We start from the raw sequence: 18,390 nt of genomic DNA on the forward strand, positions 1-18,390 counted from the left end.
ACGTTTTCCCAGATGGTCAGACCCAAAGTGTCGCCTGGACGGATCACGTCCGACCCCAACGCGGCAGCACTTGTCAGACCTTCGGCGAACCCAAGCGCCGGGATCACCGACGTCATCGCGGTCACCTGATCGTCCACTGTTACAACGAAAGAATCGCCCTGCCGCTGTACGGCGCCCGAGAAAATCTCGTTCTTGGTGGGGCCTGATCTTGGAAGCGCGCATCCAGCCAAAAGCGTGGTGGCGACGCAAAGGGCGACAAAACGCGCCCGGCGTTTGCTTTTAAGTCTCACTGCTCGGTCTCCTCGACCTTATTTTTTTGCCTGCCTCGGCTATTTTGTAGGAATCCTAGCCAGCGAATTGCGCGAATTCCAGCATAATCACGGGCGTTTATGTGACGACGCGAATGTGTTGCCGGGCGGACGCAGGGCAATTGCGCAGGGCGTCGTAGGGGCTGTCCGGGTCCAGCAGGAGGTCTCGAAGGCGTCTCAAAAGCGTATTTCGTGGAGCATTTGCATAAAATCCGCCTGAGATTTGTGACGGCCTGAGCAGAAATCGGCGATAGATTGCGTAGGCGTCGGTGTCGGGTTGTTGAGGTCGAGTGAAGAACTCCGCAACTTGTTGATCCAAAACGCACTCTGGTCGGTTGTAGGTCGCTTTACCAAAAGCTTTCAGAGGCAATCCGCGCCACAGGACCTGCTCGGCAGCCGTTGAATTCAAAGTTGCACCACGTTGCGCACGGTCCAAAAGCTGCGCCAGTTTACCGCCGGTCAATAAATGTGTGCGGTGTGCCATGCCGTGCTGTTTGGCAAGCTTTCGCACCAGTTGCGGCAGGTTCTCGCGACCATCTTCCAGTGGATGCGCCTTTACGACGAGGCGATGATCGGGAGGCGCGCCCTTCGCGAAACCGGCAAGAACCAGATCCAAAAAACCGCCTGACTTTCTAAGGTTGAACTTTCGCGAAAATTGACACTATCGGCCAATGAGCAAAGGACCACGTGGGATGGAAAGGTGGTACGGCGGATATGGGCTGTTGCGAACCTTCGCTTTAGTCGCCGTAATGGCATTGAGAGTAAGCGGCTCAGATATATAGGAGAAAGTTCTCCGTTCGGTTCCGGCGTCCGGTGCGAGATGTAGCCCGGATAAGATCGCCATCCGGCGATCAATGCGGCGTGGAGGACCGCGCCCCGGAGCACGTGCTGACGCATATCGCACCAGGCATCTGTCGCGCGGGCCGGAATGGTGGCTCCGGCGGCGAGGGCCTCTTCCATCTTCACAAGTGTTAACGCATTCAGGGCCCATCTGCATTCATCCCGTCGCGCTCGGAAGTCACTCAATAGGGCCTGAGGTAGCCATCCTCAAACGCGTCGATTGTGATCTTGCGCGCCTTGGTCAATCGCCGCGCCGTCGCGTGAAAAGGCCGCGCCGCGCCATAGCAAACAAGGTCGGTTACCTCTGCGTCTAAGGTTTCATGGACAAATGCCTCTGAGCCATCCGGTCGCACTGGAAACGACCAATATCGCGGCAAGCCGCGCCAGATCAACGCGTCGCCTGCATTCAACGCAATCCGCGAAACATCCGCGCCCGTGCCTTGCAATGCCCGCGCCAACCGTTTGAAACGCGGTCCATGCGGTCCATGCGGTCCATGCGGGCCTTGCAGGAACAAGGAATGCCAAGGGCGAGTAGGCATTATATCTCGTTGAACATCTGGCCAAAAGCACGCTGTTACACTTGGGCGCCCTTGCGACAGCCGCGTCGGGGGTTTACCCCAAGATAACAACCGCGAGGAGCTTTGATCATGTTCACCGGCATCGTCACCGATATGGGAGAAATCCTCTCACTACGTCAAGAAGGTGACCTGAACGCCCGCATTGGAACGGTCTTCGATATCGACACGATCGACATCGGCGCCTCGATCGCCTGTGATGGAGTGTGTCTGACTGTCATCGCGGTGGGGGCCGAGCCAAGGAATTGGTTCGATGTCCAGATTTCGGCCGAAAGCGTGTCCAGGACTAACCTTGATACCTGGGCCATTGGACGCCGCGTGAATCTTGAGCGTGCCCTGAAAGTCGGCGACGAGCTTGGGGGCCACATTGTGTCAGGTCACGTAGACGGACTTGCGAAAGTAACGAAGGTTAACGACGAGGGCGACAGCACCCGCGTCACATTAACCGCACCCCTCGATCTTGCGCGCTTCATCGCCTCCAAGGGCTCGGTCACTCTGAATGGCACATCGCTTACCGTGAACGAGGTTGATGGCGCATCATTTGGGATCAATTTTATCCCTCACACAAAGGCCGTCACGACCTGGGGCCGCGTGGCGGTTGGCGATGCGGTGAACCTGGAAATCGACACACTTGCGCGATACGTCGCTCGTTTGGCGGAAACGCTGTGAGCAGTCTGGGCCACAACCGTGGTTCGACGATGGAAAAAGGTGGCGCATGGCGGCGCTATGCTTTGAACCGTGCGCGGGCCGATCTGTTGCCGACACTTCCCTAGGAAGTGGCGCGCCGTCGGGTGCGCCGGGCGCGTAACCTTGGCATCGACTATAAGGTCTACGCCGGTATCCGTGCTGCCACCTGCCGAGATATTTTTGCCCTGATTTTCTCGTCCAGCGCCCTACGCCTGTTACGCGAAACCGCGAAAGTTGACGCAGAACGCGCCGAAAAAATACGCAAAACTATTGATATGCAGTCTTTCGCCCTGATGGACCTGCACCACCACCCTGCCACTGTAAAAAAATTAATCCGACCATTCTGCGCGCCGAGGTTGCGCCGTTCTGACCCAGACATGGGCCGAAACACGCGCGTGTATCTTTGACCTTAAGAGATCGATTCCGACCGACGGCGTCGTTTTCAACCGCGAAACAGCCTTTAAACACGAGTGGTCCGAGGCCGATCGCCTTTCAGGGTACCTGGCCGGCGACCGCTTCTTTTCCGCTGCACCTTGAGCGCGCGCCAACCCCGCTTCCCTCTGGCCTTCGCGCCAGCCTTCCGTTATGCGCAGGCGCAACCTGAACCGGACCTGACTTATGACCTTTGAAACCGCTGGACCCATCGAAGAAAACTGGCGCGATGCCGTGTCGTCGGTCGAGGAAATCCTCGAAGACGCCCGCAACGGCCGCATGTTTATCCTCGTTGATCACGAAGATCGCGAAAACGAGGGTGATCTCGTTATTCCGGCACAGATGGCCACTCCAGAAGCTATTAACTTTATGGCAACCTACGGCCGGGGCCTTATCTGCCTGACGCTGTCGGGCGAGCGTTGCGACGCCCTTGGTCTGCCGCTTATGGCGTCGCATAATTCGTCGCGCCACGAGACCGCGTTTACCGTGTCAATCGAAGCGCGCGAAGGCGTGACGACCGGGATCTCGGCACATGATCGCGCGCGCACCGTCGCCGTTGCAATCGACGCCGGAAAAACCGGGCAAGACATCGCGTCACCGGGCCATGTTTTCCCACTGCGCGCCCGCGACGGCGGCGTCCTCGTCCGCGCAGGCCACACTGAAGCGGCCGTCGATATTTCGCGCCTTGCGGGCCTGAATCCATCAGGTGTGATCTGCGAGATTATGAACGAAGACGGCACCATGAGCCGCCTGCCGGACCTTGTCGCCTTCGCCCAGAAACACAACATTAAAATCGGCACGATCAGCGACCTGATTGCCTATCGCCGTCGTCACGATAATCTCGTCGCAATCAGCCGCGAAGAGGCCGTTGTTTCGGAATTTGGTGGCGAGTGGATGATGCGCGTCTACACAGATACGGCCCACGGCGACGAGCATATCGTTTTGATAAAAGGCGATATTTCCGGCGAATCGCCCTGCCTTGTCCGGATGCATGCGCTTGATCCTGTTTTGGATATCATCGGTCTTGGCGCCAAAGGGCGCGCGGGCGAATTTGGCGATGCGATGAAGCTTATCGCGGACGAAGGTCGTGGTGTTCTTGTGCTTTTACGCGACACAACAATGAAGCTGGTGACCGAAGATAGTGTGTCGCCGCAGACGTTGCGCCAATACGGCTTGGGTGCGCAAATTCTGTCGTCGCTTAATCTTGGAGAACTCATCCTTCTGACCAATTCACCACAGCCAAAAATCGTCGGGTTAGAGGCGTATGGTCTCGAAATCGTTGGCACTCGCAGAATCTCGGAGATCGGTTGATGGCGGGACATTCCGACAATGACATGGAGTTGCCGACCTTCGCTGACCCGGTGAAAGTCGCCATCGTGATTGCGCCGTACTACACTAAAATATCCGACTCTCAGCTTGGCTCGGCGCGCGCAGTTCTGGACCGGGCAGGGGCGGCGCACGAGACCATCGAAGTGCCGGGTTCGCTTGAAATTCCGGCGGCCGTCGCGCTTGGGCATCGCATGTCGAACTTTGACGGCTTTGTCGCCCTAGGATGCGTGATTCGGGGCCGTACCAGCCACTATGACGTGGTGGTTAACGAAAGCGCGCGGGGCCTTATGCTTTTGGGGCTGCAGGGTGTCGCTGTTGGGAATGGTATCATCACGGTGGAAAACATGGAACAGGCGGAAGAACGCGCTGATACCGACCGTTTGGACACTGCAGGCGGGGCTGCTGCTGCTGCGCTTCACCTTATCGCTTTGGCGCGCCGCTTTGGGCAACCCAAGAAGAAAATTGGTTTCACGCAGGACATTCTCATGGCCGGTGACAGCGAAGGACCGACCACCGCATGACGACAACGAAACGGCAAATGAAGTCCGCAGCACGGCTCTATGCAGTGCAGGCATTGTTCCAGATGGAGGCTTCGGGCCAAACCGTTGAAAGCGTGCGCGAAGAGTTTGAAACGCATCGTTTTGGCGCGGAATATGACGGGGTCGAGCTTGCAGAAGGCGACGTTGCTCTTTTTGAGCGTCTGATCGCCGACGCGGTAAACTGGCAGGCGAAGATTGACCAGATGACCGACCGTGGTTTGGTGGCGAAATGGCCGATTAACCGGATTGACCCGACATTGCGCGCGCTTTTCCGTGCGGCGGGTGCCGAGTTGATCGAAGGCGAGGCGCCACCCAAAGTTGTGATCAATGAATTCGTCGACGTCGCCAAGGCTTTCTTCCCTGATGGACGCGAGCCGAAGTTTGTGAACGGAGTTCTCGATCACATGGCTCGCGAAGCCAAACCAGAAGCGTTTTAGGCGCTCGCTCGGTCAATCACATCTTTAACACTATGACTTTATGCGCGGTGTGCGTTTGGGTAATGCAACCTTACAATCGCGCACGCCTGCACGGATGCAATACCTACGTAGAGCCGACGTTGATATTTGACGGTAGAATATTACACGACAGTGCTTTAGCCGCTTTTTTCCCATCCCGAAAGCCTACTCAGACGACTGGTTTACCCGGTGTTCAGCAGTTTGGGATGTTTACAGCCAATCCACCCAGTGCGGTTTCCTTGTACTTTTCACTCATATCCTGACCGGTTTGGCGCATCGTCTCGATCGCTGCATCCAGCGGCACAAAATGGGTCCCGTCACCGCGCAAAGCCAGGGATGCTGCTGAAACTGCCTTGATCGCGCCAAGCCCGTTGCGCTCGATACATGGTACCTGCACCAACCCTTTGACTGGATCGCAGGTCATCCCAAGGTGATGCTCCAAAGCGATCTCTGCGGCATTCTCGATATGCTCGGGCGAGCCCCCCAAGACTGCTGCCAACCCGGCTGCGGCCATCGCCGACGCGGAGCCGACCTCGGCCTGACACCCGCATTCGGCGCCTGAGATCGAGGCGTTAAACTTTACCAATCCGCCAATTGCTGCGGCCGTCAAAAGGAAGTCGCCGATCTGCTTTTCACTGGCTCCCGGAACGTGGTCCAGCCAGTAGCGGATCGTCGCCGGGATCACCCCGGCCGCGCCATTCGTCGGTGCGGTCACAACCTGTCCGCCAGCGGCGTTTTCCTCGTTCACCGCCATTGCATAGGTGCTTATCCAGTCGTTGATCACATGCGGCGCCGTCAGATTGCGGCCCCGTTCTTCTTCAAGCGCGCGACGTATTGCGGCGGCGCGCCGCTTCACTTTCAAACCACCCGGCAAGATGCCGTCACGTTCAAGCCCGCGATCCATGCAGGTCTTCATCACCTCCCAGATGCGCAACATTCCCGCATCCAAAACCGCCGCATTCATCCGTGAAACTTCGTTGGCGCGCTTCAGCTCGGCGATGCTGCGGCCAGCTTTTGCGCACATCTCAAGCATTTCGCTGGCCGATTTGAAGGGGTAGGGGACGGGGGCACCGTCATCGCTGTCCTTGCCTGAAGCAAGCTCGGCTTCGGTCAGCACAAAGCCCCCGCCGACCGAGTAAAACGTCTCCTGCAAGATCACATCGCCCTGTGCGTCTGTGGCCATCAGGATCAAGCCGTTGGCATGGCCTGAAAGTGCTGCGCCATAGTCGAACAACAGGTCTGCATCGGGATCAAAAGCCAGGCTCTGCAGCCCGGCCGGCGAGACCAACTTGGTTGCACGAACGTCGACCAATGCGGCTTCCGCTTTTTCAGGGTCGTAGGTGTCGGGCAGGAACCCCGCCAGCCCCAGAATGACCGCGCGGTCGGTCGCGTGGCCGACTCCGGTGAACGCCAATGACCCGTGAAGTGATGCGCGAAGTCCATGCGCCGTAAAGGGCGAGCCGCGTAACTGATCGAGGAATTGCGCCGCGGCCACCATCGGCCCCATCGTATGAGACGAAGACGGCCCGATCCCGACCTTGAACATATCAAATACCGATAAAAACATGATGCGCGTCTCCCTTGCTTACCCCTGATGCCCTGTTTGGCGCGCGCGTGAAAGCACGGCTGCGGCACCGAAGGCGCTGAATTCGGCGCAACTGCCCTCGCCACGCCACAAAAGGCTGTCTATAGAAAGGCAAATACCGATTGCAGGCGGGAGAGCGAGCCGTGTCAAAGCTGGAAGAGATCGCAGACGGGCTGGCCAAACGCGCATTGGATTTGGTCGAAAAAACTGGCGACGAGACGATCGAACGGCGGACTGCCGACGAGATTGGCGCACTGTCTCCAACCCTGCAAGAAGCCTATACGACGGCTGTCCGTATCCGGAAGGCCGAGCATCGCGCATCGCAGCTTCTCAATAAATATGACGCCGGTGAGCACATCCCCAAAGCGGCGATATCCTCGCAACCACAAGACTGAGGTGTAAGATCGCGCCCGGTGTTGGGTTAACTCAGATCGCGCGCGGCAGGCGTGCGACTTCAGATCGCGTTTGCGCCCCAGACCAGCAAAACCCCGAGAGCAATCGCGGCCAACCCGTAGGCGCGCCGCGTCTCGATTGGCGTGTCTGCGATGATCTTGATCAGGTCTTCCAAACGCGAAGGGGCCAGTGCGAACACCAGCCCCTCGAAGACAAGAACCAGGCCAAGACCCAGTAAAATCGTTGTCATTAGTTTCCGGTTCCACCGTCAGATTTCAGGAATTCGAAGAACTCGCTGTCAGGCGAGATCACCATTGTCGAATTTGAGCCCTGAAGTGCGTTCTCGTAAGCCTCCAGCGATCTGTAAAACCGGAAGAATTCCCGATCTGCGCCATAGGCCGCAGCAAAGATGCCGTTGCGTTCCGCATCCGCTTCACCGCGTACAATCTCGCTTTCGCGTTTTGCTTCCGAGACCAATTCGACCACGGTACGATCCGCTTGCGCACGAACCCGCGTCGCGGCTTCGGCACCACGCGCGACCTCGTCTGCGGCTTCGCGCTCACGTTCTGCACGCATACGGGCAAACGTCGCCTCAAGGTTCTGCTCGGGCAGATTTGTTTGCTTCAGGCGGACGTCGACAACGTCGAGGCCAAGGGCCCGAGCTCGCAGTTGCGCAAGGTCTCGAATACGCACCATCAGACTGGCGCGATCAGAGGACAGGATCGTATTCGACGTAACACCAGCCGAACCCAGAACCGCCCTGATCTGCGTTTGCAGGATCGAGGCCAGCCGGTCTTCAGCCGCTCGCAGGCCGCCGACACCAACCGCCTGACGGAACTGGATCACATCTGCGATCCGGTAACGTGCAAACGCGTCGACGACGAGACGTCGGTCATCCGAAGGGGTGACTTCGATCGGAGGCGTGTCCAGCGAAAGGATACGGTCGTCGTAACGCACGACTTCCTGAATGAACGGGATTTTAAACGCCAACCCCGGCTCTTCCTTCACGTCGCGGATTTGACCAAACTGAAGGATAAGGGCCTTCTCGCGTTCGTCCACTATGAAAACCGAAGATAGGATTGCGATGAGGCCAAAGACGCCAGCGACTAGAATAATTGTTCCGGCACGCATATCAGTTACCTCCCGTCGATGGGGTGCGACGCAAATCGTTCAGTGGCAGGTAGGGCACAACACCCTGTCCGTTTGGACCGCCAACGCCTTCGTCGAGAATGATCTTTTCGACATCACCAAGAACCTTCTCAAGGGTCTCGATATAAAGACGACGACGCGTCACTTCTGGCGCCAGCTGGTATTCTTGCAAAACGGCCGTAAAGCGACTTGCCTCACCCTGTGCTTCGTTCACAACGCGCGCACGATAACCTTCGGATTCTTCCAAAACCTGCGCCGCTTCACCACGGGCTCCCGCCACAACAGTGTTGGCATAGGCGTCAGCCTGTCGTTCCAGCCTATCGCGTTCTTGTTCAGCTGCCTGAACTTCGCGGAAACTGTTGATCACTTCGCCAGGCGGGTCAGCTTTGTCTAGGTTGACGCGGATAATATTGATGCCGGCGTCGTAGCTATCCAACGTGGTCTGGATCAATTCAAAGGCGTCCTGCTCAACCTGGCCACGATCACGGTTCAGAATTGGCGCAAGCTCGCTTCCGGCAACAATTTCGCGCATCGCTGATTCCGACACTGAGCGAACCGTCTGTTGAGGATCGCGCAAGTTGAACAAGAATTTCGCCGGGTCGTTGATATTCCAGACAACTTGAAAATCGATGTCAATGATGTTTTCGTCCGTCGTCAGCATCAGTCCATCGCCGCCCGAAGACCCTGAACGACCCATGCCGATGTCTTCCGACTGCTCTCGCGTCACAGGAATGACTTCTGCGATGACCAGCGGCCAAGGCGCAAAGTTCAGGCCCGGATTGCCGGTGGCCGAATATTTGCCAAGGAACAATTCCACCGACTGCTCTTCAGGGCGCACCGTGTAAAACGACTGGAACGCCCAGAGGGCGACCACAGCCACCAGACCAAGCCCAATGGTGCCGCGTGTCAGCTTTGGCCCTTGGCCACCGCCGCCACCGCCGACGCCGTTCGGGCCATTTCCGCCACCGCGACCGCCCATAAGGACGCGCAGTTGCTCCCGGCCTTTTTTCATAATCTCTTCAATTTCGGGGATTTGCGGTCCGTCCTGTCCGGGACGCCGTTCTGGGCGACGATCGTCGCCGTCGTCGTCATCGCCGCCTCCGCCAGAGCCGCCGCCCCAAGGTCCGCCATTGTTATTGGCCATGTAAGGTCATTTCCCTATTTTTTTCCGTTTCTATCGCTTGCAACGCTACCTGATGCTTAAAAGGGTATATTTCAAGCGCTTCTAACAGGGTTTTGCATCGTTACCAGTTCTTCTGACATCGTCGGGTGCACCGCAACGGTGCGATCAAAGTCCTCTTTGGTTAGGCCTGCCTTGATTGCAATGCCCACCATCTGGATCAATTCGCCGGCGCCCTCTGCGACGATCTGACAGCCCAGCACCGTGCGTTTTTCTTTCGACACGATCAGCTTCATCAATACGCGGTCCGGTCTTTCGGCGAAAGCCGTGCGCATTGGGCGGAAAGACGTGCAATAAACGTCGATCGTTTCGATTTCGCGGGCCTGTTCTTCGGTCAGACCCACAGTGCCAAGTTCAGGCTGCGTGAAGACAGCCGAGGCGACCAACTCGTGATCGGGCTTTGTCGGGTTGTTCTTGTAGACGGTCTCGGTGAACGCCATGCCCTCGCGGATTGCCACAGGGGTCAACTGAATGCGATCGGTCACATCCCCAATGGCATAGATGTTCGACACAGCTGTCTTTGAATACTCATCGACCTCGATTGCACCGCGACGGTTGATATTGACGCCAAGCGCTTCCAGCCCAAGGCCATGCGAGTTCGGCGCGCGCCCGGTGGCAAACATCACTGCATCAAATACGCGGGCATCGCCGTTCGTGGCCTTCACCCAAACTGGCTTGCCAACGGCATCCGCGCTGGCCTCTGGCACAGGCTCATGAGCTGGCACCCGCATGTCGGGGTCAGCGTCGGCAGCGCTCCGCATCTCTACAATATTGGTGCCAAGGTGAAGGTTGATCCCCTTCTCCTGCATCATTTCGGCCACCAGACCGCGCGCCTCGTCATCAAAGCCCCGCAAGATCTGAGCACCGCGATAATACTGCGTCACGTCCACGCCAAGACCATTTAAAATACAGGCAAATTCGCTTGCGATGTATCCACCGCCGATAATGAGTATCGATTTCGGCAAAGTCTCCATGTTGAAAATGTCGTCTGACACCAAACCAAGACGCGCATTCGGCTGTTCCGGGCGCACAGGACGCCCGCCAGTGGCCACAAGGATGGTTTCGGCCGTTACAGTGTTGCCGTTCGACAACGCCGCCGTGTGGGCGTCCGCCATCGTCGCGCGGGCATCATGGATCGTCACACCCGAGCCGTTCAGCAGATTGCGATAGACCTTTTCCAGCCGGTCAAGCTCGCGATCAAGCTTGGCGCGAAACATTGTCCAGTCGAATTCGCCTGCCGTCGCGCTCCAGCCATATTGCTGCGCCAGAGCCGCGCTTTGGCGAAATTCGCTGGCAAAAACCATAAGTTTCTTCGGCACGCAGCCCCGGATGACGCAGGTGCCACCCATCCGGCTGTCTTCGGCCAAGGCAACTTTCGCACCAGTTGCCGCAGCAGTACGCGCGGCCCGCACACCACCCGAGCCACCCCCGATGACAAAGAGATCAACGTCATAGCTCATCGCGATTATACTCCGTCGTCCCGAAAGACGTTTTCAACAGGCTCTGGCAGGAACTGAGCCGTATCGGTCTCGCCCGAATTGATGTCGTAGGTTTCGACAGTGCCGTCCCCGTGTCCGGTGACGATCACATCGCAAATATCTATGAACAGCCCGTTTTCAACCACACCGGGCACCTGATTAAGGATCAGTGCCAACTGCCGCGCATTCCCGATCCGCCCCAGATGCAGATCAAGAATATGGTTGCCTTCATCGGTTACGAACAAGTCATCGCCCGCCATCCGAGGCGTCGATGTGTTGCCCATAACATCTAAACCGTTCAACATTTCTTCCAAAAGAAGTTGCGTGGTCGGCATGCCAAATGCCAGAACTTCGACGGGCAGGGGAAAGGCGCCCAAGGTGGCTACTTTCTTCGTCGAATCCGTGATGACAATCATCCGGTCTGAAGCGGTCGCGACGATTTTTTCCTGCAACAAGGCTCCGCCGCCGCCTTTGATCAGGTTCAGCTCGTCGTCATATTCGTCCGCGCCATCAATCGTCAGATCAAGCCATTTCACTTCGTTCAGCGAAGACACTTTGATGCCTGCGTCCGTGGCCTGCTTTGAGGTCTGCGAAGATGTGGCGACCGCCGTGATGTCCAACCCCTCGTCGCGCACGCGTTCCCCAAGACATTTCACCAGCCACGCGGCTGTCGATCCGGTTCCAAGACCAACGCGCATGCCTGATTTTACGAAGGCGCTGGCACGCTTGGCCGCGGCGAATTTAGCGATGTCGATCGGGGAGAGATTGGTAGACATGGGCAGGCTCCGGATGCGGTCGCCGCCTTATATGGACATTGGAAGCCAAGCGCGAGGGGGGTAGGTGATTTTCCCTCTCGCCAGCGGCGTCATGCTTTGTTAGAGAGCGCGCGGTATGCGGGTGTGGCGGAATTGGTAGACGCACTTGGTTTAGGTCCAAGCGCCGCAAGGCGTGGGGGTTCGAGTCCCTTCACCCGCACCACCGTCGTTTTTGCAAGGCGAAACGACGACTTACCTTTGCCATCAGTACAAACGGCAGTCGTTTCGCGGAAACGACAAGAGCGCTCCTCAAAAGCGCGCCCCTCCACCTTTCTCCAACGCCTCTATGCTATTTCATCCGCCAATCGCTCCTGCCTGATGCCCCTTCCAAAATAACGCCCCCACCGAACGGTGGTTCGCAAATGGCGCAACGCCCCGGCAAAGCGACATAATGTGATCCACACCCAGACATCTGACAGCTCAGATCACCCTGACACCCATCAGCCCGCGCCGCACAGACAGCAAAGCCTGCCCAGCGCCCGAGCGGGCTTTGCGCTTTGGTGCATCTTCGCTCCATACTTGCGCGCCACGTCCAAGCCCGCTTTTACTATTGCGGCATCACACCCCCCTTTCGGCTTGCAACCTAAGCCCCTCTTGCCTAGAAGGGCCGCTGAATTTCCGCCTGCCCGGACTGCGCCGGTTGGGCAATCTAAGAGGTAAGACATGCAGGTCACCGAGACCCAGAACGAAGGGCTGAAGCGCGGCTACAGCATCACTATCACAGCCGCCGAGCTTGAAGCCAAGGTAAGCGAAAAACTGACCGAAGCCGCTCCCGACATTGAAATGAAGGGCTTCCGAAAAGGTAAAGTCCCGATGGCCCTGCTGAAAAAGCAGTATGGTCCGCGTGTTCTGGGCGAAGCCATGCAGGAAAGCGTCGATGGCGCGATGTCCAAGCACTTTGAGGATTCCGGCGATCGCCCAGCGATGCAGCCCGAAGTCAAAATGGCCAACGAGGACTGGAAAGAAGGCGACGACGTCGAAGTCAACATGAGCTACGAAGCTCTTCCAGCGATACCGGACGTTGATTATAGCAAGATCAAGCTTGAAAAGCTGGTCGTGAAGGCTGACGGCGCGTCCATCGAGGAAGCGCTGGCGTCGCTTGCTGAGAACGCCCAGAACTTTGAAGATCGCAAGAAGACTTCGAAAGCCAAAGATGGCGATCAGGTTGTGATCGACTTTCTCGGTAAGGTCGACGGCGAAGCCTTTGAAGGTGGCGCTGCCGAGGATTTCCCGCTTGTCATTGGGTCCGGGCAATTTATTCCAGGCTTTGAAGAGCAGCTTGTCGGCGTGAAAATCGGCGACGAGAAGGCGGTATAGGTCACCTTCCCCGAGGAGTACGGCAACGCCGACCTCGCCGGAAAGCCTGCGATCTTCGACGTGACTGTGAAAGCGGTCAAGGAACCAAAGCCTGCTGAGATTGACGATGAGCTTGCCAAGAAGTTCGGCGCCGACGATCTGAACGCGCTGAAAGCGCAGGTTACCGAGCGTCTTGAAGCCGAATACACTGGTGCGTCTCGCGCGATTATGAAGCGGGGTCTTCTGGACGCGCTTGATAAAGCTGTCAGCTTCGACCTTCCGGCGTCCCTTGTTGAAGCCGAAGCCGGACAGATCGCGCATAGCTTGTGGCACGAGGAAAACCCTGACGTTCAGGGCCACGACCACGACAATGTCGAGCCGACCGAGGAGCACAAAAAACTAGCCGAGCGCCGTGTACGTCTGGGTCTTTTGTTGGCCGAGGTTGGGCAGAAGTCCGAAGTCGAAGTGACGGACGCTGAAATGACCCAGGCGGTCATGAACCAGGCGCGTCAGTACCCGGGTCAGGAGCGGCAGTTCTTCGAATATGTTCAGAAAAACCCGCAGATGCGCCAGCAACTACAAGCGCCGATCTTCGAGGACAAAGTCGTCGATCACATGTTTGAGCAAGTGAAGACCAGCGAGAAAGAGGTCTCGAAAGAGGACCTTGAAAAAGCGGTTGAAGCCTTGGAAGATGATATTTGATCACGTTTCAAGCTGATTGAAATGCAAAAGGCCGCCCAGATTTGGGCGGCCTTTTTGTTTGGGCGAGGCTGATATCTAAGAGCAGCGGCTCAGATGGAAAAGCGTCGCTATCTCGGCTCGCGTCGTGGTTTCTTTACGCTTCATGACTTTGACGTGTGGGTTCGGACGGCCTACGGACACCCATCCCCGGTAAGTCTGGAAGAGGCCGGTAGAAACAACGAAGTATAGGTAGCTTTTGATGTCCATGCGCGTGGCGCAGGCGATTGTCTCGCAGATTTTCATTTTATTTTCACTTTTAAGAACAACAACTGGTTACCCTTTCCTTATGGCCGGTGAACCGGGCCAAATTGCGGCGCGTTTCGTCTATTTTTCGGATAGTTTGATAGTGGGGCATTCGCTATTGGAAACAGTGTGTTTCTGCCGCGTCCGATGATTGCCCAGATCAAAACATGGAAAAATCCAAGCCATTCTGTTAAGATTAAAGAGTAAACGGTAAATTATTGCGAGTGAGGTATGTTATGTTGGACATGCAAGAAGATCTCAAAAACGACATTTGTGACCGGTTGAACCGTGGTCCTTTGGACCCGTCACATCTTGTTGAAGTGATAAAATCTTTAAGTCCGGCCGAGCTTGCCGAGATTGAAGATGATCTGGATTTTGCGCAGTTCACTGGGGTGCAATCTGACCGCATCCAAGCCTTGATTGCGCGCCTTGCCGCCCCGTTGTTAACCAAGGCGGCTTAATCCTCATTAAAGCGGCTTGCCCGAAAACGCCTGAACCCTAATCCCCGCATTTTCCAACTCGGCCCTGACCTCGCGCGCAAGATTGACGGCGTGTGCGCTGTCCCCGTGCACACAAATTGTGTCGATCCGCGTCTTCAAACGCGTTCCGTCAGATGTCAAAATCGCGCCCGCTTCGACCATAGCAACCATCCGTTTCGCTGCCTCGTCCGCCTCATGGATCATCGCACCGGGCAGGCCGCGGTCAACCAATGTTCCGTCTGCATTGTAAGCGCGATCTGCAAATATTTCGCCCGCCCAAGCGCAGCCAAGATCGCGTGCAACCCGCTCCATTGCCGTCGCGGCCAGCCCCATGATGATGATGTCCGGTGCGACGTCCAGCGCGGCTTCGTAGCAGGCGCGCGCAAGTTCAGCGTCGATTGATGCCATGTTGGAAAGCGCGCCGTGCAGCTTCAGATGCCGGACCGATCCGCCGGCCGCGCGTGCCATCGCTTGGGCCGCCCCGATCTGATACTTCACCTGATTTGCCAAGGTTTCGCGGGGCACATCCATGCGGTGACGCCCAAACCCGCGCAGGTCGTCAAACCCCGGATGCGCGCCAATCCCGACCCCATTCGCAACTGCCAATCCCATAGTTTTTGCCATGATATCAGCGTCTCCTGCGTGAAAGCCGCAGGCGATATTTGCCGAACTTACGACCTGCAACAAAGCGCCATCATCGCCCATAGCCCAGGTTCCAAAACCTTCGCCCATGTCTGAGTTCAGATCGACGGATGATACCATTTTCACGCTCCTGTTGTTTTGCATGCGCAGATCACCCAAACGGCGCGGTCTTGGCAAGTGGCTTGGTTAATTCACCTCACCGGTGATCAGTTGCAGAACCGACGGCCCGATATCTTCGACAATCAAAGTCACACCGGCAGCATTTGGATGGATGCCGTCGCCCTGCATGAACGTCGCGATCGTCGCGGCGCGATCTGCCTGTGACGTAAGTGCATTTAGGAAATTGGGATGAAGCGACACGCCGTACTTGGCTGCAAGATCAGGATACATCGTGTCAAAATCCGCCTTGTAATCCGCGCCGTAGTTCATCGGCGCTTCCATGCCCACAAGAAGGACATCCAGATCGTGCGCGGAGGCGATGCTTAAGATGCCATCAAGATTTTCTCGACTGGCGTCGGGGTCCATGCCCCGCAACAGATCGTTGCCGCCAAGCGCGATGATAAGGACGTCGACATCGGGCGTCAAAGTCCATTCGATCCGGGAAAGGCCGCCCGCAGTTGTGTCACCAGAGACGCCCGCGTTAATTAATGTTACTTCGACGCCCTGGGAAATTAACCAACTTTCCAATTGTGGAACAAACCCTTCGTTCGCCACAAGACCAAAGCCCTGCGTAAGGCTGTCGCCGAGCGCCGCAATCGTCACGGGGTTGGCAAAAGCAAGGCCGGTGGATGAAAAGACAATCAATCCGACGTTGCGAATATCGCGTATTACACCATATGCCTTTCTAAGCCTTTGCATCGGAGCATGATGAATGACGGAAGCGATCTTGTCCCTGAAAGACGCCACCTTGTCGCTGGACGGCAATGCGGGGCGCGTTGCCATTCTAAAAGGCATCACGCTTGATATTGGGCGCGGCGAGACGGTTGGGCTTGTTGGTCCGTCGGGGTCAGGCAAATCATCGCTCCTTATGCTCATGGGCGGACTGGAACGTGCCTCAAGCGGGTCGGTTGTGGCGCTGGGCCACGATCTGACATCGCTCGGCGAGGACGCATTAGCCCGCTTCCGCAGAGGGCATATGGGCGTGGTGTTCCAGTCTTTCCACCTAATTCCGACAATGACCGCCCTTGAAAATGTGGCGACACCTTTGGAATTGGCTGGCGTGCACGATGCGTTCGAGCGCGCGAGGGCCGAACTTGAGGCCGTCGGTCTTGGCAACCGCGTGGATCACTATCCAGCGCAAATGTCGGGCGGCGAACAACAGCGCGTCGCTCTGGCGCGCGCTGCCGCACCGCGACCCGACATCCTTTTAGCCGACGAACCAACCGGCAATCTTGACGGGATTACGGGGCAGGCGATCATGGATTTGCTGTTCGGCCTGCGCGACAGGTATGGCGCGACTTTGGTGCTGGTCACCCATGCGCCTGAGCTTGCCGAACGCTGTGATCGGGTGATCCGGCTTCAGGACGGGACATTGTCTTCAGATGAACATGCAAAGGCCGCCGAATGAGCCTGGCTATTGCTGGCAGAATTGCGCGGCGCGAACTGCGCGGTGGCCTGAAGGGCTTTCGCGTTTTCCTTGCCTGTCTGGCGCTGGGCGTCGGCGCAATTGCCGCGATCGGCAGCGTGCGCGAGAGCATTCGTGGCGGTTTGGACCGCGAAGGCGCAGTCATATTGGGTGGCGATGCAGCGCTTCAGTTAACCTATCGCTTTGCGGACACGGACGAGCGCGCGTGGATCGACGCCAGTGCTGAAGCGGTCTCGGAAATGGTCGATTTCCGATCACTCGCCGTGTTCAGATCTGGCGAAGTAGCGGAGCGCGGATTAACACAAGTTAAGGGCGTGGATTCGGCCTATCCGCTTTACGGTGCAGTGACTTTGGACCCTGTCATGCCGCTTGAAGCTGCGCTGGGCATCACGAACGCCGTCCCCGGCGCTGTGATGGATCCTGTATTGATCGCACGACTGGGAATGAAGGTCGGCGAGACGTTTCGCCTGGGCGAACAGGATTTTCGTCTGACCGCCGCCCTGATCCGCGAACCAGATTCTGCAGCGTCCGGTTTTGCCCTTGGACCGAGAACACTTGTACGCACCACGGCACTGGAAAACAGCGGCCTGATACAGCCCGGCACCCTGTTTGAAACGGAATACAAGCTGCGGCTGACAGAGGGCGTCGATCTTGATGCGCTAAGACTAGAAGCCAAAGGCGAAATCACCGGGGCCCGTTGGCGCGACAAGCGAAACGGAGCGCCGGGGATCGCGGAATTCGTTGACCGTCTGGGCTCGTTTCTGGTGCTGGTCGGGCTTGCCGGCCTTGCCGTGGGCGGCGTTGGTGTGTCGTCAGCGGTGCGCGCGTACCTCAGCGAAAAGACTGAAGTCATCGCAACTTTGAAAACACTGGGCGCCGAAAGCCGCACGATATTCTTAAGCTATTTTATCCAGATAGGCGTCCTGACCGTGCTGGGTGTGACGCTTGGCCTGATCTTGGGGGCGATCGTCCCGATCTTTTTTGCGCCGCTCATTGAGGCGCGTTTGCCAGTTCCCGCAGCCGTCACGCTTTATCCGATGCCGTTGGTCGAAGCCGGGATTTACGGGGTGTTGGCGGCGCTAATTTTCACCATCTGGCCGCTTGCGCAAACCGAAGATGTGCGCGCCGCCACGCTGTTTCGCGATGCCGGCGGTGCCGGGCAGGGGTGGCCCCGGTGGCGCTGGATCGGCTTGACGCTTTTCCTGTTTGTTTTGCTGGTGGCCCTTGCGGCACAGTTTTCTGGTTTGGGTGGTTTGACGGTCTGGTCGGCTTTCGGTCTGGCGGTGTCTTTCATCGTTTTGGTGGGGGCGGCTTGGGCCGTCCGCTTGATTGCGCGCCGTCTAGCCAGTGCGCGCGCGCTGCGGGGGCGCAGCGCGGTACGTCTGGCACTTGGGTCGGTTGGCGGTCCTGGCGGCGAGGCCGTTTCGGTGGTTCTGTCACTTGGCCTTGGCCTGACTGTTCTGGCGGCGGTCGGGCAGATTGACGCTAACCTTCGCGGCGCCATCGCGCGCGATCTTCCCGAGATCGCGCCGTCCTTTTTCATGGTCGACATCCAGCCTGGGCAACTTAACGCGTTCACCGACGGGCTTGGGGCAAACCCGGCCGTTTCCAAAGTGCAAAGCGCGCCGATGTTGCGTGG

General features: G+C 57.6%; 19 protein-coding genes, 1 tRNA gene and 2 pseudogenes. 10 read left to right on the forward strand and 12 right to left on the reverse strand.

From position 1 onward, the window contains the following. The 3 genes and pseudogenes from AC221Y_RS08450 to AC221Y_RS08460 form a co-directional block, all read right to left on the reverse strand. Window positions 1–290 (reverse strand): annotated as a pseudogene (locus tag AC221Y_RS08450) (polysaccharide biosynthesis/export family protein); the annotation flags it as partial. Window positions 291–387: 97 nt separating this feature from the next. Continuing rightward, complete coding sequence (locus tag AC221Y_RS08455; RefSeq protein ID WP_486707163.1) at window positions 388–924, reverse strand: capsular polysaccharide export protein, LipB/KpsS family; 537 nt, start codon at window positions 922–924, stop codon at window positions 388–390. A gap of 406 nt (window positions 925–1,330) precedes the next feature. Further along, entirely contained in the window at window positions 1,331–1,687 is a 357-nt protein-coding gene (locus AC221Y_RS08460) for a capsular polysaccharide export protein, LipB/KpsS family (protein ID WP_486707164.1), read from the reverse strand. A 108-nt stretch (window positions 1,688–1,795) separates the two neighbouring features. Here AC221Y_RS08460 and AC221Y_RS08465 point away from each other — a divergent pair, with 108 nt between their 5' ends. The 4 genes from AC221Y_RS08465 (at window position 1,796) to nusB (ending at window position 5,147) form a co-directional block, all read left to right on the forward strand. Then, the gene (locus AC221Y_RS08465; protein ID WP_299758225.1) at window positions 1,796–2,392 is read left to right on the forward strand and encodes a riboflavin synthase; all 597 of its coding nucleotides are present in this window, start codon (window positions 1,796–1,798) and stop codon (window positions 2,390–2,392) included. Window positions 2,393–3,028: 636 nt separating this feature from the next. After that, window positions 3,029–4,153, forward strand: a complete 1,125-nt coding sequence (gene ribB / locus AC221Y_RS08470) for a 3,4-dihydroxy-2-butanone-4-phosphate synthase (RefSeq protein WP_486707165.1) — start codon at window positions 3,029–3,031, stop codon at window positions 4,151–4,153. Continuing rightward, window positions 4,153–4,692 (forward strand): 6,7-dimethyl-8-ribityllumazine synthase, encoded by a 540-nt coding sequence (locus AC221Y_RS08475; RefSeq protein ID WP_299758221.1) that lies wholly within the window; start codon window positions 4,153–4,155, stop codon window positions 4,690–4,692. The genes ribB and AC221Y_RS08475 overlap by 1 nt, the downstream gene beginning before the upstream one ends. Continuing rightward, window positions 4,689–5,147: a transcription antitermination factor NusB gene (gene nusB / locus AC221Y_RS08480; RefSeq protein ID WP_299758218.1), complete on the forward strand. Its 459-nt coding sequence runs from the start codon at window positions 4,689–4,691 to the stop codon at window positions 5,145–5,147. The genes AC221Y_RS08475 and nusB overlap by 4 nt, the downstream gene beginning before the upstream one ends. Before the next feature lie 211 nt (window positions 5,148–5,358). On the opposite strand, the gene AC221Y_RS08485 is transcribed toward nusB, so the two are convergent. Further along, window positions 5,359–6,732, reverse strand: coding sequence for an L-serine ammonia-lyase (locus tag AC221Y_RS08485; RefSeq protein WP_486707166.1), 1,374 nt, complete (start codon window positions 6,730–6,732; stop codon window positions 5,359–5,361). Window positions 6,733–6,893: 161 nt separating this feature from the next. Between AC221Y_RS08485 and AC221Y_RS08490 the strand changes: the two genes are divergently transcribed. Further along, on the forward strand, window positions 6,894–7,145 hold the full coding sequence (locus AC221Y_RS08490) for a hypothetical protein (RefSeq protein WP_299758213.1): 252 nt from the start codon (window positions 6,894–6,896) through the stop codon (window positions 7,143–7,145). A gap of 59 nt (window positions 7,146–7,204) precedes the next feature. Here the strand turns inward: AC221Y_RS08490 and AC221Y_RS08495 are convergent, their stop codons facing one another. The 5 genes from AC221Y_RS08495 to rpiA all read right to left on the reverse strand — a co-directional run bounded on the left by AC221Y_RS08495 (window position 7,205) and on the right by rpiA (window position 11,726). After that, window positions 7,205–7,393, reverse strand: a complete 189-nt coding sequence (locus tag AC221Y_RS08495) for a DUF2065 domain-containing protein (protein WP_299758211.1) — start codon at window positions 7,391–7,393, stop codon at window positions 7,205–7,207. Beyond that, window positions 7,393–8,274 (reverse strand): protease modulator HflC, encoded by an 882-nt coding sequence (hflC, locus tag AC221Y_RS08500; RefSeq protein WP_486707167.1) that lies wholly within the window; start codon window positions 8,272–8,274, stop codon window positions 7,393–7,395. Before hflC ends, AC221Y_RS08495 begins: the two co-directional genes overlap by 1 nt. A 1-nt stretch (window position 8,275) precedes the next feature. Continuing rightward, complete coding sequence (hflK, locus tag AC221Y_RS08505) at window positions 8,276–9,436, reverse strand: FtsH protease activity modulator HflK (RefSeq protein ID WP_299758207.1); 1,161 nt, start codon at window positions 9,434–9,436, stop codon at window positions 8,276–8,278. Between the two features lie 71 nt (window positions 9,437–9,507). Next, window positions 9,508–10,932, reverse strand: coding sequence for a glutathione-disulfide reductase (gene gorA / locus AC221Y_RS08510; protein WP_486707168.1), 1,425 nt, complete (start codon window positions 10,930–10,932; stop codon window positions 9,508–9,510). Between the two features lie 5 nt (window positions 10,933–10,937). Then, entirely contained in the window at window positions 10,938–11,726 is a 789-nt protein-coding gene (gene rpiA, locus AC221Y_RS08515) for a ribose-5-phosphate isomerase RpiA (RefSeq protein WP_299758202.1), read from the reverse strand. A 117-nt stretch (window positions 11,727–11,843) separates the two neighbouring features. On the opposite strand from rpiA, the gene AC221Y_RS08520 reads away from it, so the two are divergent. Then, window positions 11,844–11,928, forward strand: a tRNA-Leu gene (locus AC221Y_RS08520). Between the two features lie 500 nt (window positions 11,929–12,428). Then, a pseudogene (tig, locus tag AC221Y_RS08525) lies at window positions 12,429–13,763 on the forward strand (trigger factor). A gap of 75 nt (window positions 13,764–13,838) precedes the next feature. On the opposite strand, the gene AC221Y_RS08530 reads toward tig, so the two are convergent. Next, window positions 13,839–14,045 (reverse strand): hypothetical protein, encoded by a 207-nt coding sequence (locus AC221Y_RS08530; RefSeq protein ID WP_299758196.1) that lies wholly within the window; start codon window positions 14,043–14,045, stop codon window positions 13,839–13,841. A gap of 236 nt (window positions 14,046–14,281) precedes the next feature. On the opposite strand from AC221Y_RS08530, the gene AC221Y_RS08535 reads away from it, so the two are divergent. After that, on the forward strand, window positions 14,282–14,506 hold the full coding sequence (locus tag AC221Y_RS08535) for a hypothetical protein (RefSeq protein ID WP_299758193.1): 225 nt from the start codon (window positions 14,282–14,284) through the stop codon (window positions 14,504–14,506). Between the two features lie 6 nt (window positions 14,507–14,512). On the opposite strand, the gene AC221Y_RS08540 is transcribed toward AC221Y_RS08535, so the two are convergent. Both AC221Y_RS08540 and AC221Y_RS08545 read right to left on the reverse strand, forming a co-directional pair. After that, window positions 14,513–15,286 carry a LamB/YcsF family protein gene (locus tag AC221Y_RS08540; protein WP_299758190.1) on the reverse strand — a complete coding sequence of 258 codons (774 nt, stop codon included), beginning with the start codon at window positions 15,284–15,286 and terminating at the stop codon, window positions 14,513–14,515. A gap of 66 nt (window positions 15,287–15,352) precedes the next feature. After that, window positions 15,353–16,024, reverse strand: coding sequence for an arylesterase (locus AC221Y_RS08545; protein WP_299758187.1), 672 nt, complete (start codon window positions 16,022–16,024; stop codon window positions 15,353–15,355). Between the two features lie 13 nt (window positions 16,025–16,037). On the opposite strand from AC221Y_RS08545, the gene AC221Y_RS08550 reads away from it, so the two are divergent. Beyond that, complete coding sequence (locus AC221Y_RS08550) at window positions 16,038–16,733, forward strand: ABC transporter ATP-binding protein (protein WP_299758185.1); 696 nt, start codon at window positions 16,038–16,040, stop codon at window positions 16,731–16,733. Beyond that, window positions 16,730–18,390: ABC transporter permease (locus AC221Y_RS08555; RefSeq protein WP_486707169.1), on the forward strand; the 1,661-nt coding region annotated here is incomplete at its 3' end. The genes AC221Y_RS08550 and AC221Y_RS08555, both read left to right, overlap by 4 nt.

This window comes from Boseongicola sp., assembly GCF_057460485.1.